Annotated in this window: 13 protein-coding genes; all 13 read right to left on the bottom strand. The window is 62.6% G+C overall.

What is annotated here, in order from left to right; all coding sequences use genetic code 11:
* Window positions 1-123 precede the first annotated feature (123 nt).
* The 13 genes from WMW70_RS08515 to nrdD all read right to left on the bottom strand — a co-directional run bounded on the left by WMW70_RS08515 (window position 124) and on the right by nrdD (window position 14,384).
* Window positions 124-1,314, bottom strand: a complete 1,191-nt coding sequence (locus tag WMW70_RS08515; protein ID WP_341437083.1) for an NnrS family protein — start codon at window positions 1,312-1,314, stop codon at window positions 124-126.
* A 178-nt stretch (window positions 1,315-1,492) separates the two neighbouring features.
* Window positions 1,493-1,663, bottom strand: a complete 171-nt coding sequence (gene tatA / locus WMW70_RS08510) for a twin-arginine translocase TatA/TatE family subunit (RefSeq protein ID WP_341437082.1) — start codon at window positions 1,661-1,663, stop codon at window positions 1,493-1,495.
* Window positions 1,664-1,698: 35 nt separating this feature from the next.
* Complete coding sequence (locus tag WMW70_RS08505; RefSeq protein ID WP_341437081.1) at window positions 1,699-2,226, bottom strand: nitrous oxide reductase accessory protein NosL; 528 nt, start codon at window positions 2,224-2,226, stop codon at window positions 1,699-1,701.
* Between the two features lie 95 nt (window positions 2,227-2,321).
* Window positions 2,322-3,152 (bottom strand): ABC transporter permease, encoded by an 831-nt coding sequence (locus tag WMW70_RS08500; protein ID WP_341437080.1) that lies wholly within the window; start codon window positions 3,150-3,152, stop codon window positions 2,322-2,324.
* Window positions 3,149-4,075, bottom strand: coding sequence for an ABC transporter ATP-binding protein (locus WMW70_RS08495; protein ID WP_341437079.1), 927 nt, complete (start codon window positions 4,073-4,075; stop codon window positions 3,149-3,151). Before WMW70_RS08495 ends, WMW70_RS08500 begins: the two co-directional genes overlap by 4 nt.
* A complete protein-coding gene (locus WMW70_RS08490; protein ID WP_445942132.1) occupies window positions 4,072-5,346 on the bottom strand; it encodes a nitrous oxide reductase family maturation protein NosD in 1,275 nt (424 codons plus the stop codon). Before WMW70_RS08490 ends, WMW70_RS08495 begins: the two co-directional genes overlap by 4 nt.
* A 118-nt stretch (window positions 5,347-5,464) precedes the next feature.
* Window positions 5,465-7,384 carry a TAT-dependent nitrous-oxide reductase gene (gene nosZ / locus WMW70_RS08485; RefSeq protein ID WP_341437077.1) on the bottom strand — a complete coding sequence of 640 codons (1,920 nt, stop codon included), beginning with the start codon at window positions 7,382-7,384 and terminating at the stop codon, window positions 5,465-5,467.
* Window positions 7,385-7,451: 67 nt separating this feature from the next.
* Window positions 7,452-9,581, bottom strand: a complete 2,130-nt coding sequence (gene nosR / locus WMW70_RS08480) for a transcriptional regulator NosR (protein WP_445942125.1) — start codon at window positions 9,579-9,581, stop codon at window positions 7,452-7,454.
* Between the two features lie 404 nt (window positions 9,582-9,985).
* Window positions 9,986-11,233 carry an acyl-CoA dehydrogenase family protein gene (locus WMW70_RS08475; protein ID WP_341437076.1) on the bottom strand — a complete coding sequence of 416 codons (1,248 nt, stop codon included), beginning with the start codon at window positions 11,231-11,233 and terminating at the stop codon, window positions 9,986-9,988.
* 256 nt (window positions 11,234-11,489) lie between these two features.
* Window positions 11,490-11,930 (bottom strand): CopD family copper resistance protein, encoded by a 441-nt coding sequence (locus WMW70_RS08470; RefSeq protein WP_341437075.1) that lies wholly within the window; start codon window positions 11,928-11,930, stop codon window positions 11,490-11,492.
* Between the two features lie 7 nt (window positions 11,931-11,937).
* Window positions 11,938-13,326, bottom strand: a complete 1,389-nt coding sequence (gene hemN / locus WMW70_RS08465) for an oxygen-independent coproporphyrinogen III oxidase (RefSeq protein WP_341437074.1) — start codon at window positions 13,324-13,326, stop codon at window positions 11,938-11,940.
* Window positions 13,327-13,521: 195 nt separating this feature from the next.
* Window positions 13,522-14,220 (bottom strand): anaerobic ribonucleoside-triphosphate reductase activating protein, encoded by a 699-nt coding sequence (locus WMW70_RS08460; RefSeq protein WP_341437073.1) that lies wholly within the window; start codon window positions 14,218-14,220, stop codon window positions 13,522-13,524.
* Entirely contained in the window at window positions 14,217-14,384 is a 168-nt protein-coding gene (gene nrdD, locus WMW70_RS22065; RefSeq protein ID WP_445942124.1) for an anaerobic ribonucleoside-triphosphate reductase, read from the bottom strand. The genes WMW70_RS08460 and nrdD overlap by 4 nt, the downstream gene beginning before the upstream one ends.
* Window positions 14,385-14,424: the final 40 nt, after the last annotated feature.

The following is a 14,424-nucleotide window of genomic DNA, read 5'->3' as shown; positions in this document are numbered from 1 at the left end:
ATAGCGAGCGGTAAGGCCACCCATGCACAAAGCACAGGCAAGCGGACATCAATGGACAGGCAGCGTGGCGCTGCATCAGCAAGGGTTTTGCGCATTTTGAGATTCGGCTCGTGGCCGGGGCAGTCAGCCCGGGTGACCATCCACCCGTGGCGCGACCAGCATCGGCGCATAGCGCCAGGCATAGATGGCCAGCGCCAGTGACCAGCCGGTTGCCGACAGCCACAGACCTTCCAGCGGCCAGAGCGGATACACGAAGACCCGCGCCACGCAGCCCAGGTTGAACAACACCAGGGCCGCCGCCATCCCGCCCGGCAGTTCCAGTGGCCGCCCGGTATGCCCCAGGGTCACGCGGGCGATCATGGCCAGAATCAGCCCACTCATGGCCCCCATGGTCAAACCGTGCAGGGCCGGGCTCGGCGTAGTCAGCAAGCCGAGATGCCACAGCGCCAGGCCGATACAGGCCAGCACCAGCCAGAGCATTGCCAGGTGCAGCGACCACAACAGCGGCACCGCCCAGATGCCCTTGTCGTACCAGCGCGCCAGGCGCAGCAGATGCCCCGCCGCCACCGCCAGAAACAACCCGGCCAGCGGGGCGTGAGCCTGCAGGGCCAGACCACTGGCATAGAGTGCGGCGATCAGAGCGGTGCCGAGCAGCAGAGCAATATCCAGCCAGAGCCAGGGCTTGACCGCGTCAATGCGACCCAGCCCGCGCTGGGTAAAGAAGGGAATCACTCGCCCGCCAATCAGACCCATCAAGGCCGCGACCAGCCACAACCCGGCCAATACGCCGCGCCGCTGCAGTTCATCGTTGCCCTGGGCCAGGCCGGACAGGAGCAAGGCATTGGCCGCGGCCAGCAAGCACAGCACCGCAACGATCGGGTAGTTGCGCTTCTGCCGCACCACCCAGAGCATGCGCGCCATCAGACCGGCCACCGCGAGCAGAAAGCCCAGGTCGAGCGGAATCAGCAGCACCAGCGGCAAACCGAACAACCAGCCCAGCCGCGCTGCCAGCCAGAGACCTGCGAGCAGCATCAGACGCGTGCCGCTCAGGCCGGGCTGGCCGGTCCAGGTCTGCACCGCGGTCAGCAGAAAGCCGGCCACGATGGCGGCGGCGAATCCGAACAGCATTTCGTGACGGTGCCAGGCGAGCCAGCCGCCGACGGGTTGCCAGTCCGGCCCATTGCCGCTCCAGGCCAGCACCCAGAGGACAATGGCAAACAACGCGAACAGGCTGCCAGCGAGGAAAAACGGGCGAAAGGCCAGCCGCCAGATGGGCGGGATACTCAGGGCGGTACGCCGGTCGATAATGTTCACTGCAAGCCTCCTGAAAAGATCGTCAAGCGCCCGGCAGCAACAACCGGGGCATTGCAGCTACGAGGGTATTGGCAGCCGTTAGGCTCTTTTTACAGGATGCCAAGGCCTGGACGACTTGACCGCGATCAGCTTTGCGCCCCAGGCCAGCGCAAAGCGTCAGGTCTGGGGGCGTAGCGAGTTACGGCTGCTTCGACTCCGCCTGCTGCGGTGCGTCGTCGCGGGCCATCGATTTACGAAAACCGCCGATGGCACCGCCAATATCGGAGCCCAGGCCGCGCAGACGCTTGCTGCCAAACAGCATGACCACGATCAGCAGCACGATCAAAAGTTGCCAGATACTGATACCCATGGGGATTCCCTCTTTTTATGAGTGGTGAAAAATGCTCAGTGCTGTGATGCCGCAGCCTGTTGCAGCACGGCCTGGTCGATCTCCTCGAAGCGTAACACCCGGGCACCGTGGATAGCGGCCAGCTTACGGGCAGCCTGCTCATCGGCAAACGAGGCCAGCACCGCGCCCATGGCCCCCTGCAAACCGGTCTCGCCGAGGCCGACCACGTAGAAGGCGCTGCTGGCATCAATCAGGTGGCTGTCGTCAGGCTTGAGCCATTCGCTACGGCCCATGTCGTGCACATAGAGTTTGGCAGTGCCAATCCGGTTCTCCGGTTGCAACCACCAGCCGAGCATTTCGGCGGCGGAGCAGAATTTCTTCACCGCGGATTTATCCACCGCCTGGCCCTTGGGTCCAGGAAAGTCGGTGATGATCATGCCGCACACATGGCATTCATCGCTGCCGTGAAAGGCCACCGGATCCAGGCTTTTCTGCTCGACCTCAGGCTCGTTGCAGGCCACCAGCAGCAGGCCGAGCAGCAGCACCAGCAGGGTTCGCGACGCGCGTATGGACGCGGTTTTCATGCTTGCTTCTCCATATCTGAAACACAACGTGTAGGGTGCGCTGCGCGCACCGGGGCAAATAGCGGTGCGCGCGGCAAACAGGGCGCAGGCAACCATCAGGTCGGCCGACGCAGGAATACCCAATGGGCCAGCAACAACGGCAGCCCTACCCACAGCAACAGGCATAGCCACAGCAGCAGACCGTCGACCGGCAGGTCGCCGCCCAGGGCCATTACACCCACGGCATTGCCGCTGCCTTCGAAGCCGGACAGGTTGATCAGCCGGTAGACATCCGCCGGGTTGAGCAGCAGCAGCCAGGGCAGCAGATCGGGGTTGAACTTGCCCTCGCTCAGTACCAACAGCGCCAGCAGCGCCAGATCGAACACCAGAACGAAGAGAAACCACAGCCCCAGGGCCAGCCCGGCGGCGCTGGATTTCTCGCTGACCTTGCTGCTCAGCACATAGGCCATGGCCAGAAACACCCAGCCAAACAAGGTCGAGGACAACATGAAGCGGCCGAAGGCCCAGGCCAGCAGGCCCAGTTCGACATCCTCGACCAGCACGGCGATGGCCAGGGCCGCGCAGCCAAAACCGATCAGGGTCGCCAGGGCCAGGATCAGGCCGTGGCCGACGAACTTGCCCAGCAGCAACTGACCGCGGCCCAGGGGGTAGGTCAGCAACAGCATCAGGGTGCCGCCCTCGTCCTCGCCGACAATGGCGTCGTAGGCCAGCAGCAACGCGATCAGCGGCACCAGGAAGGTCGCCAGGCTGGCCAGGCTGGCGATGGTCGCCGGGATCGAGGTAAAGCCCAGTTGCCCGGACGCCGCCGCGCCGAGCCAGGCGATGCCCACCGCCAACACCGCGAACAGCAGGCTGATGGCGAGCAGCCAACGGTTGCGCAGGCCGTCGCTGAGTTCCTTGCGGGCGATATTCCATACCTGGCTCATACCGCGCCCTCCTCGGCCTGCGTGCTCTGGGCCTGATCCATATAGTGGCGGTACAGGTCTTCCAGCGACGGCTGGTGAATATCGATGTCCTGGGCTCCGCCTTCGCCGAGCAGTTCGCGCAGCAGGCCGAGCTTGTGGCCGTTGATCGCCACCACTTCGACGCCATCGACGCCGAGCGAGCGGGCTTGATGACCGTCGCTGTGCCAGCGCCGCAGCAGTTTTTCGCTGTGCTGCAACCCACTGGCGCGAATCAGCGCCGGCAGGCCGGCATCCGCGCGCAGGCTGGCCAGGCTGCCGATCGCCTGCAAACGACCATGGGCGAGGATCGCCGCGCGGTTGATATGCGCCTCGACCCCCGGCAACACATGGGAGCAGAGAATAATGCTGGTGCCCTGCTGGCGCAGACGGTCAACCAGTTGGTAGAGATCCTGGGTGGCGATGGGGTCGAGGCCCACCGTGGGTTCGTCGAGTAGCAGTAGGCGCGGCGCGCCGAGCAATGCCTGAGCCAGGCCGAGACGCTGGCGCATGCCTTTGGAATAGGTCTTGACCCGGCGCTCCATGGCTGTGGCCAGGCCGACCTGCTCCAGCAGCTCGTCCACCTGACTGAGCGGCGCGCCCTTGAGCCGGGCGAAATGGCGCAGGGTTTCGCGGCCGCTGAGTTGCGCATAAAAGGTCACGTTCTCCGGCAGATAGCCGAGCTGACGCCGCACCAGCGCATCGTTCGGGCTGCGCCCAAGCACCTGCACCGTGCCGCTGCTGGCCTGCAGCAGACCGAGAATCAGCTTCATGGTGGTGGTTTTGCCCGCACCGTTATGGCCGAACAGGCCCAGCACTTCGCCTTCACCCAGGCTCAGATTCAAGTCGTGCAGCACGGTCATGCTGCCGTACTGCTGGCTGACGCCTTCGATTTCGACGGCATTCATGGCGTTGGCTCCTGGCGGTTTTGCAGCAGATCGGCGGTGGGCAATTGCATCAGCGGATGGCTGTCCTGCACGCCAGGCGATTTCATCACCGGAAAAGCGCGTTGTACCCAGCGCAGCAGTTCGATGCTCGGGCTGTTCATCAGCAGACGCACCTGCGGGTAAAGCCACAGCAGGCGGTCGACGTTGTCGTTGGGCTCGTAGGCGACATCGCCCAGACCGTCGTCGTTGCGGTCCCAGCCCAGATAATCGCTCCAGTAGTTGCGGGACCACTCCTGGGTGCGCACCGCGACGTATTTGACCTGTTGCTGATTGGCGACGAAGGCGTTGCCGGCGATGCGGTTGTCCTCTGAGCCGGCGGTCAGGTGAATACCCAGGGCGCTGCGTTCGAAGTGATTGTGCTCGATGCTGTTGAACAGTGAGTTGTAGATAAACAGTGCCTTACCTTCGGCACCGGCAATCATGCTGTCGCCGGTCGAGCCGCTGCGCACATCACTGACGACGTTGTCGCGGATGGTCGAATAGGTGATGTAGTTCATCAGGATGCCGTAGTTCTCGTCCTGCTCGGAGCGATTGCCGATCACCGTCAGCTTGCGGCTCTGCATCAGCGCGTAGCCGGTACGGGTGCGGCGAGTGGTGTTGCCAAGCACCTGGTTGTCGTTGGAGAACATGTAATGCACGCCGTAGCGCAGGTCCTCCAGGGTGTTGCCTTCGAGCAGGTTGCCGTTGGAGGTGTCGATATAGATACCGTCGCGGGTATCGCGCACCTGGTTGCCGACGACCTTGGCACCATGCACCCCGTACAGGTGAATGCCGTTGCCGCGATCCTGCGAGCGAATGCTGGCATCGCCCTGGATGCTGTTGCCGATCAGGCTGACATCCGCAGTGCCATCGACCCAGATGCCGAAGCCCGGCCCTTGCATGCGATTGTTTTTGATCACTGCGCCGCGGGCCTTGGGCTGGATAAATATGGCGGCGTTCATGGCAGTCATATCGCGGCCCCAGTCGAGCAGCGTGCAGCCTTCGACTGTTACGTCCGGTGCGCTGATAAGCAGACCGTTGCCCTGCCCCTCGCCCTGCAACACGGCACCGGCTTCGCAAAGGATATGCATCGGCTGATCAATACTGAACGAGCCCTGATACTCGCCGACGGGTAGCCGCCAGCGATTGTCGCCCTGCGCCTGTAGCGGCAGCGCGGTGATGGATTGCGGCGTCGCCTGGGCAGCGCCGCAGAAGATAAGCAGCGACAGCGCAGCGGCGTAAAGCGAAACGATTGCCTGAGGTCTGAGCACTGCGCTTACCTTGATTCGCGAGCCGCACAGGGCTGGCGAAATAAATGGGGGCCGTAGCCCGGATTGCACCAAGGCTGATCCGGGCTACGGAGCTTTAGCCTTACGCCGGCTTAACCATCATGCGGCCGACCATTTCCATATGCAGGGCGTGGCAGAACCAGCTGCAGTAGTACCAATGCAGGCCGGGCTTGTCGGCGATAAAGGTGATGGAGGCGGTCTGCTGCGGACTGATCTCCATGCTCGCACCGTGGTTGACCATTACGAAACCGTGGGACACGTCCTCGATCTGGTCGATGTTGGTGATGGTCACGGTGACTTCATCACCCTGGTTGACGTTGAACTCGGTCAGGCCGTAGGACGGTGCCATCGAGGTCATGTACACGCGGACTTTGTTGCCTTCACGGATAACCTTGTTGTCGGCCTCCAGGTTGATGCCGTCCTTCTTCGCCCGCTCGACGGTGGGGGCGAAGAACGGGTCGTTGCGGTCCCAGATCTTGCGGGTCTTGATCTGATCGCGACGCGCCATGGTGCAGTCGTGCGGTTCGGCGAAAGTCGGGCCGTCATGCACCAGCTTCATTTCGTCGCCGGAGATGTCGATCAACTGATCGTTTTCCGGGTGCAACGGGCCGGTCGGCAGGAAGCGATCCTTGGAAAACTTGCTCAGCGCCACCAGCCACTTGCCGTCCGCTTCGCTGGTTTCGCACAGCGAGGCGTGGATGTGCCCCGGGTTGTAGTGCACGTCGAGCTTTTGCTTGATGTAGTTGACCTTCTCGCCCTTGTAGGCGCGCACCGCCTCGGCCATGTTCCACTTGACCACCTGACTGTCGATGAACAGCGTGGTGTAGGCATTGCCGCGACCGTCGAAGGTGGTGTGCAGCGGGCCCAGGCCCAGTTCGGGTTCGGCGGCGATGGCGTCGCGCGGGTCCTTGAGTTTGTCGTCGAACAGGTCGTCGAGCTTGGCGATTTCGATCATCGACACGGTCGGCGACAGCTTGCCGTTGGCGATGAAATATTTGCCGTCGGACGAGGTGTTGCAGCCGTGCGGGTTCTTCGGCACCGGGATGTAGCGGGTCAGCTGCGAGCCTTCGCGGCCATCGACCACCGGCGTCTTGGAGTCGCCGAGGGTGGTGAATTTGCCGGCCTTGATCGCCGCTTCGATGCGCTCGATGTTGAACACCACCACCCAATCGCGCTCGTTGCGCATCATGCCACCGAGGTCGTATGCCTTCTCCGAGTTGTAGCAGGTGGACGCGGCGTACTTGCCGGTGTAGTCGGCGTCGGTGTTGTCCAGGTTACCGTCGACTATGACCTGGAAGGCCATTTCCATGGTCTCGGCATCGATGGCGTTGAACATGGTGTAGCTGTTCTTGTCCTGCAGATCGTAGGTGCTGCCATCGTTGGGGTGCGGGATGACGAACTCGGCGTTGGCGAACACGTACTTGGTGTAGGGCACCTTCTGCAGACGCAGACCATGGATGGCCTGCACGTTGGGCACGGTGATCATCTTGTCGCACTTCATGATATCCAGACGGATACGTGCGACCCGGCTGTTGGCCTTGTCGTTGATGAACAGGTACTTGCCGTCGTATTTGCCGTCGGTCATGGAGATGTGCGGGTGGTGGCAGTCGCCGTTCTGGAACTTGGCGCTGTCACCCATGATGTGCTTGCTTTCGTTGGTCAGGCCCCAGCCGGTGGCGGAGTCGACGTTGAATACCGGGATACGCATCAACTCGCGCATCGAAGGCACCCCCACCACCCGCACTTCGCCCTGGTGGCCACCGCTCCAGAAACCGTAGTAATCGTCCAGTTCGCCCGGGCCGACGTGAATCTTTGCCTTCGACTCGCTGACCGCCGCCGCCCAGGATTCGCGCGTCATCACCGTACCGCCCAGGGCGGTCGCAGCCACTGCCGCGCCAGTGATGGCCGAAGCACCGAGGAAACCGCGGCGGCTAAGGCCGAGTTTTTCCTGCTGTTCGGCTGCGTTTTTCGGGTTGCTGTTCTTCGATTCTTTATCGCTCATCGGTTCTGCTCCTTGGCTGAATAAAAGCGCGGTATCGACCGGACTACGCAAGCCTCACAGGGCTGGTTCAGGGCTCAACCACGTGCACTACGGGTATCAAAGTCGGGTGGGTCAGATCTGTCTGCACGGGGGCCTGCTTGCCGCGCTTCTTTTTCTTCAGAATCAGCGGCGGGCACTTGTCGTCGTTGTGGTAGGTCATCTGGCAATCGAGGCAGTAGTGGCACTCGTTGTGATTGATATGGCCGTCGGGGTGGATCGCCTGGATCTCGCATTCCTTGGCGCACAGCTGGCAGGGGTTGCCGCATTCCTTACGGCGCTTGAGCCAGTCGAACAGGCGGAACTTGCTCGGAATGGCCAGCGCTGCGCCCAGCGGGCAGACATAGCGGCAGTAGACCTTGCGGGTGAAGATGTTGATCACCAGGAGCATCACCGCGTAGAGCACGAACCACCACTGGCGGTCGAACTTGAGGGTGATGGCGGTCTTGAACGGTTCCACTTCGGCGAAGCGCTCGGCGCTGGATAGCGACTCCAGGGACAGGCCGAACAGCAGCAGAAGGATGATGTACTTGATCGCCCACAGCCGCTCATGCAGGGCGAAGGGCAGCTCGTACTGAGGGATTTTCAGTTTGCGCGCGGCCTCGTTGATCAGCTCCTGCAGCGCGCCGAAGGGGCACAGCCAACCGCAGAACACACCACGGCCCCAGAGCAGAATGCTGGCGGCGGTGAAGGTCCAGATAATGAAGATGATCGGATCGGTGAGAAACAGCTCCCACCTGAAATCCTGCACCAGGGCATGGACGAAAGTCAGCACGTTGACCACCGACAACTGGCCCAGGGCGTACCAGCCGATAAACACCACGGTAAAGATCAGGTAACCGCGACGCAGCCAATGCAGAAAGTGCGGGCGCTGGGTGAACTTGTCCTGGAGGAACAGAATCACCGTAAGCAGCAGCAATGCGACCAGTATCACGCCGATCTGAAAGCTCTTCTGGTACCAGATGTTCAGCCATAACGGCCGGTTGGCTTCCTCGCTGGCGGCCAGCTCGGCGGCGCTCGGTTGCGGCCGCTCGAGGTACTCCTCGGGCATCTGATAGGCCAGTTCGAAACTGCTGAAAATGCCGCTGATCGGGCCGGTCTGGCGCTTTACCAGCAACTCAAGGGTCCAGGGCGAGCCAGGATCGAAGCCATAGGGCTCGCGCACGATAAAGATCGCCATCTCGCTGAAGTCCGGCATGCCCTCGGCATAGACGTCGCTCAGACGCTCGAAATCGCGGTCGTGAAAACTGATGGTGGTGCCAAACTGGCGCAGCTGCACCCGGTCGAAGATGCCGCCACGCACGTAACCCGAGCCCTTGAACGAATAGCTGCCGCTGCCCAGAACGGCAATCGCCTGCTCGCCGGGCTTGAGCGACTCCATCAGAAAACGGTACTGGTTGTCGCCGAGCAGATTGCGGCCGATGGTCGGCGCATTCAGGTGCGTGGTGTAAAGGTCGATAAAGGTGTCATCGACCTGCTCAGGCGCAGCTACCTCGACCCCTTCGGCTTCGCTGCCCTTGAACGCCTCGTCGACCTGACCACGGGTCAGGTGCAGGCGGCGAATGGCTCCGTTCCCCGTCAGTTGGGTCCAGTCGGCAGGTTGATAAATGTCCTCGCGCAGCGTGGCCGGCTTCTGCGTCAGGCCGGCATCATCCGCCACCAGCCCCAGCGAAACCGCCACGGTATGGGCAGCACGCATCACCACTTCATTGACCACCATCACCGTCACGGTGGCACCGGTCACCGCATCGACGGTCACCGCATTCGGGTCACTGGAGCGCCCCACCACCACCCGCTGGTTGACCTTGATACCTTTGTACTTGGCGTTGAAGGCGTGCAGCTTGGCTTCGGGAATGCCAATCAGCAGGATCGGCTCGTGGTGTTCGAGTACATAGGCGTCCTGGATCACACCGGCCGTGTCGAGGATCACCTGCATATTGATCGGCTTGCCGGAGTAGGCCGGGATATCGATCACATCCAGGCTCTGGAACACATAGCCGAGCACCTTGTCGCCGCTGGACAGGGTGCGTACGTTGAATTCGCCTTGTGGCTCGGACGGCGCATCGGCTTGGGGAAATACCGAATCGATGCGTTGTTGTTCTATCTCGCCGTATGGCTTGGCTTGCACTGTCTGGGTGGTTGCCAATATGCACGCGAACAAAACCGCGACAGCCAAGCGCCAGGAACCAGACAGGGAAAGGAAAAGGTTTGCTTGAAGCGCTTTGGCTAACCACCGTAGCAACGGCAGAGAAACGCCAGGGCATTCCATTTGAGGGCTGACAGACTGCATGTGCATTTTCCGCCTCAGGCGGTTAGAACGTGCAGCCATGGTAGGGATGCCTGGCTTCTCTCCCCTTGACCAAAATCAAGTTGCGACATCCAGCCGCGGGTGCCCAGGCTGCTCAGCCGTCGGGTGCGCCGTGCGCACCCAGTTGCGCTGCCACACCCATAGCCCCCCCGCAAAAGATCTGACGGAGCCCCTCAGCCTCGTAGGGCAGGTGCAACCCGCCAAGCCCTATACGGCTGGCTCCCTCGCGGGTTTCACCCGCCCTACGGTGTGGCCGCTTAGCTACTGTGCGGGGTCAGATACGCAGCGGTCGCTCCACGGCTTGCTTCGCTGGCTTTGAGCTCCATGCGGGCGATGCTGCGCAGGTGTACCTGATCCGGGCCGTCGGCGAAGCGCAGGGCGCGGCCGGTGGTCCACATATCGGCCAAGGGCGTGTCCGGGGTGAGGCCCATTGCGCCATACACCTGCATGGCGCGGTCGACCACGCGGGTGTGCATGCCCGGCACCAGGGCCTTGATCATGGCGATTTCCTTGCGCGCGGCCTTGGTGCCGACTTCGTCGATCATCCAGGCGGTCTTGAGCACCAACAAACGCGCCTGTTCGATCTCGATACGCGACTCGGCGATCCAGTCGCCGATATTGGCGTACTGGTGCAGGTACTTGCCGAAGGCCTTGCGCTCCTGGGCGCGCTCGACCATCAGCTCCAGGGCCAGCTCGGCCATGCCGATGGAGCGCATGCAATGGTGGACGCGTCCGGGGCCAAGGCGCGCCTGGGCCATCATGAAACCCGCACCCTCCTCGCCCAGCAGATTGCTGGCCGGCACCCGCACATCGCGTAGCAGCAGCTCGCTGTGGCCTTCCGGGGCGATATGGTTCATCACTGGAATATTGCGCAGCAGCTGCACGCCGGGCGTGTCGAACGGCACCAGGATCATGCTCTGCTGGCGATGGGCGTCGGCATTCGGGTCGGTCTTGCCCATGACGATCAGCAGTTTGCAATCGGGGTGCGAGGCGTTGGTAATAAACCACTTGCGGCCGTTGATCACGTAGTCGTCGCCGTCGCGGCGGATCAGGGTCTGGATATTGCTGGCATCCGATGAGGGCACGTCCGGCTCGGTCATGGCGAAAGCCGAACGGATCTCACCTTCAAGTAGCGGCAGCAGCCAGCGCGTACGCTGCTCGGGTGTGGCGAACATATGCAGCAATTCCATATTGCCGGTGTCCGGCGCGTTGCAATTGAACACCTCCGAGGCCCAGTGCACGCGGCCCATGATCTCCGCCAGGGGCGCGTATTCCAGATTGCTCAGGGCCGTGCCCGGTTCGTCCGCATGCAGCGACGGCAGGAACAGGTTCCACAACCCTTCGGCCCGCGCCAGGGCCTTGAGGTCGGCCATAAAGGGCACCGGAAACTGCCCGGCCGCCACTGCCGCATGCCAGGCACCGATGCGCGGCACTATATGGGCGTCGATAAAATTGCGCAGCTGCAAACGCAGCGCTTCGGTGCGGGGGCTATAGGCAAAGTGCATGGCGGGCCTCGTATCAATCATGGAATTGAGGCATTACCTTAGGCCGCCATCCAGGCAAAACCCAGGATCTTCGACTGCCTGAATCGGTACCAATCACCACCGCTCAGCAGCCCAGGAAGCTTGATCGAGATCATGATCCCGGGTGGTAAAGCTGTTAAGGCTTTTGTAGCCCGGAGGCAATCCGGGAGCGGTGTTGCAAGCACCAAAGCGCCCCGGATTTCATCCGGGCTACGGGATCGTGGCCTTGGCCGCGAGGTTACCACTGGATATAGAACATGCCCTTGGCCAGCAGCACGATGCCGAGCATCTGCGCCAGCACGGTCCAGTGCAGCTTGCGGTAGAGGTTCGGGGTCATGCGCCCGGAGCGCAGCAGCATGGCGACCAGACCGAAGCTGAGAAATACGCTGACGGCCAGCACTATCTTCAGGCTCAGCAGCGTGGCGAAGCTGCTGGCAAATGGGTCGTTCAGGGCCTGGCGGTGATACCAGGCCAGACCCAAGCCTGCGCCGTAGACCAGCAGCACCACCCAGTGCAGCACGGTGCGCGAACGTTTGCCGAGGGCCTGCTCCAGCTCGAGCACCGCACCCGGAGCCAGCTGCGGTTTGACCTTGGCGAGGATGATCACCTCGAAGAACAGCGTGCCGATAAAGGCGATAGCACCGAGCAGGTGCAATACATGCAACAGCGAGTAACTCATAAGCGCCTCACACCGTGCGCGAGAAGTTGCCCTTCTGCGCCTTGCCAAGATAGGCATCAAAGGCCATGGCCACGCTGCGCATCAGCAAATGGCCCTGGGGCAACAGCAGCAGCTGGTCGTCATGGATTTCCACCAGACGATCCGCCACGTGCTCGTCGAGCGCGCCCAGGGCATCGGCGAAGTAGTCCTTGAAGTCGATGCCATGACGCGCCTCGATCCTGCCGAAGTCGATACGGCCGTGGCACATCAGGTCGCTGATCACCTCGCGGCGCAGCAGGTCGTCGGCGTTCAGGCGGTAGCCGCGATGTACCGGCAGCAGGCCCTGGTCGAGGCGCGCGTAGTACTGCGAGAGCTCCTTGACGCTCTGGCTGTAGCTATCGCCGACGTTGCCAATCGAGGACACACCGAGGCCGATCAGGTCGCAATCGGCATGGGTGGAATAACCCTGGAAGTTGCGCTGCAAGGTGCCGTTGACGCGGGCCAGGGCCAGCTCATCGTCCGGCAGAGCGAAGTGATCCATGCCGATATACACATAGCCGGCGGCGGTCAGGCGCTTGATGGTCAGCTCCAGCAATTCCAGCTTGCGCTCTGGCGGCGGCATGTCCTCGCGCCGGATCAACCGTTGCGCGCGCACCAGTTCCGGCAGATGGGCGTAGCTGTAGGCGGCGATGCGGTCCGGGCGCAGGGCGATGATCTTGCTCAGGGTCACGTCGAAGCTGGCCACGGTCTGCAGTGGCAGGCCGTAGATCAGATCGACGCTGACCGACTTGAAATGCGCTTCGCGCGCCGCTGCCACCAGTGCGTAGATCTGCTCCTCGCTCTGCACCCGGTTGACCGCCGCCTGCACCTGCGGGTCGAAATCCTGCACGCCGAAGCTCAGGCGGTTGAAGCCCAGCCCGCGCAGGTGCTGGATCTGTTCGGCGCTGATGGTGCGCGGGTCGACCTCGATGGAAAACTCGTGCTCGTCGCTGTCGTCCATGTCGAACGCCTGGTGCAGGCAGTCCATCAGGTCGGCCAACTGCTCGCGGGTCAGGTAGGTCGGCGTACCGCCGCCGAAGTGCAACTGGGTCAGCCTGCGCGTGCTGTCGAACAGCGCCGCCTGCATGGCGATCTCGCGCTTGAGGTAATCCAGGTACTCGACCGCGCGGTGGGTCTTCTGGGTGATGATCTTGTTGCAGGCGCAGTAGTAACAGAGGCTCTTGCAGAACGGGATATGGATATACAGCGACAGCGGCTTGGGTGCCACGGCGTGGTTGCTGGCCGCCACGGCGCTCTGGTAGTCGTCCATAGCGAAGGCCTGATGGAACTGCGGCGCGGTCGGATAGGAGGTATAACGCGGCCCCGGGCGGTCGTATTTCTCGACCAGGGCACGATCAAAACTCAGTGATTGGGCCATGTTCGACCACCTCGCAACATAAACAGGATGAGCGCAATTGCGGCTAGCGGAACGCCCGCTCTGCCAGCCGCTATAGCTGGCACTAATGCTGCGATTGTACGGGCCCGCGCCGGTGTCACACCTGACGAGAGTCAATTCTCGCGCACAGGCCGGCCCCGTTCGGCGGCGGAGCGAGAAGAGATACCGGCGTTGTGATCAGTGGCCACGCAACTCGAAATGCGTAAACAGCTGTTCCAGGCGCAACCAGAGCTCGTCCGCCTCGTTCGGTGTTGCGCTGATGGGCAGCTCCGCGTCGAGCATGCGCGCGCTGCGCACCAGCTGTACGGCAAAGTGTTTGACGCCGAAGGCATGCAAGCGCTGGCCGATGCGCCAGAGCTTGTCCACATCCAGCAGGTGCCAGTGCACGGTGGTGCGGCATTCGTAGTCCACGCCGCTGGCCAGCAGATGTTCCAGGCTGCGCCAGTTGGCCTTGCCGCTGCCGCTGACGCCGGTGATCAGCTCGGCATCCTCGGCCAGGGCCTTGATATCGAAACCGACCCAGTCCACCGCCTGCAGCGCCCAGGCAAAGGCCCAGGGTTTGATCCCGGCGCTGTGCAGGCCGATGCGATACCCCAGCGCACGCGCCTCATTCATCGCCGGCACCAGACCACCTTGCAGGGTCGCCTCGCCGCCGCTGAACACCACGGCCTGCAACAAGCCCTGACGTCGGCGGAGAAATTCCAGCACCTGTGGCCAGGGAATTTCCTGTTCGCCACGGGCTGGGATCAGGTCCGGGTTGTGGCAGTAACGACAACGCCAGGCGCACCCCTGGCAAAACAGCACACAGGCCAGCAGCCCGGGGTAGTCGAGGGTGGTCAGGGGCACCATGCCCCCGACCCGTAGCGCTCTACTCACGCAGCGCGGACTCGCGCCGCCGCTTCGGTGAAGTGCTGACGCTCGAAGTGCTCGGACTGCTTGCCCGGGTTGAAGGCCGCAACCGGGCGGTGATAGCCCATCACCCGGGTCCAGACTTCGCAGCGTTGGCGTTGTGCTTCTGGGAGTTGCTGAGTGTTTTGCATGGTGTAGCTCCTTGCTGTGGGTAAAGGGGGGCTCCTACAC

Origin of the sequence: Pseudomonas sp. XK-1 (assembly GCF_038069885.1) — a bacterium.
In the GTDB taxonomy this organism is placed as follows: domain Bacteria; phylum Pseudomonadota; class Gammaproteobacteria; order Pseudomonadales; family Pseudomonadaceae; genus Aquipseudomonas.
Note: the sequence above shows the minus strand (reverse complement) of the source record. Positions and strands in the feature narration are given on the sequence as shown.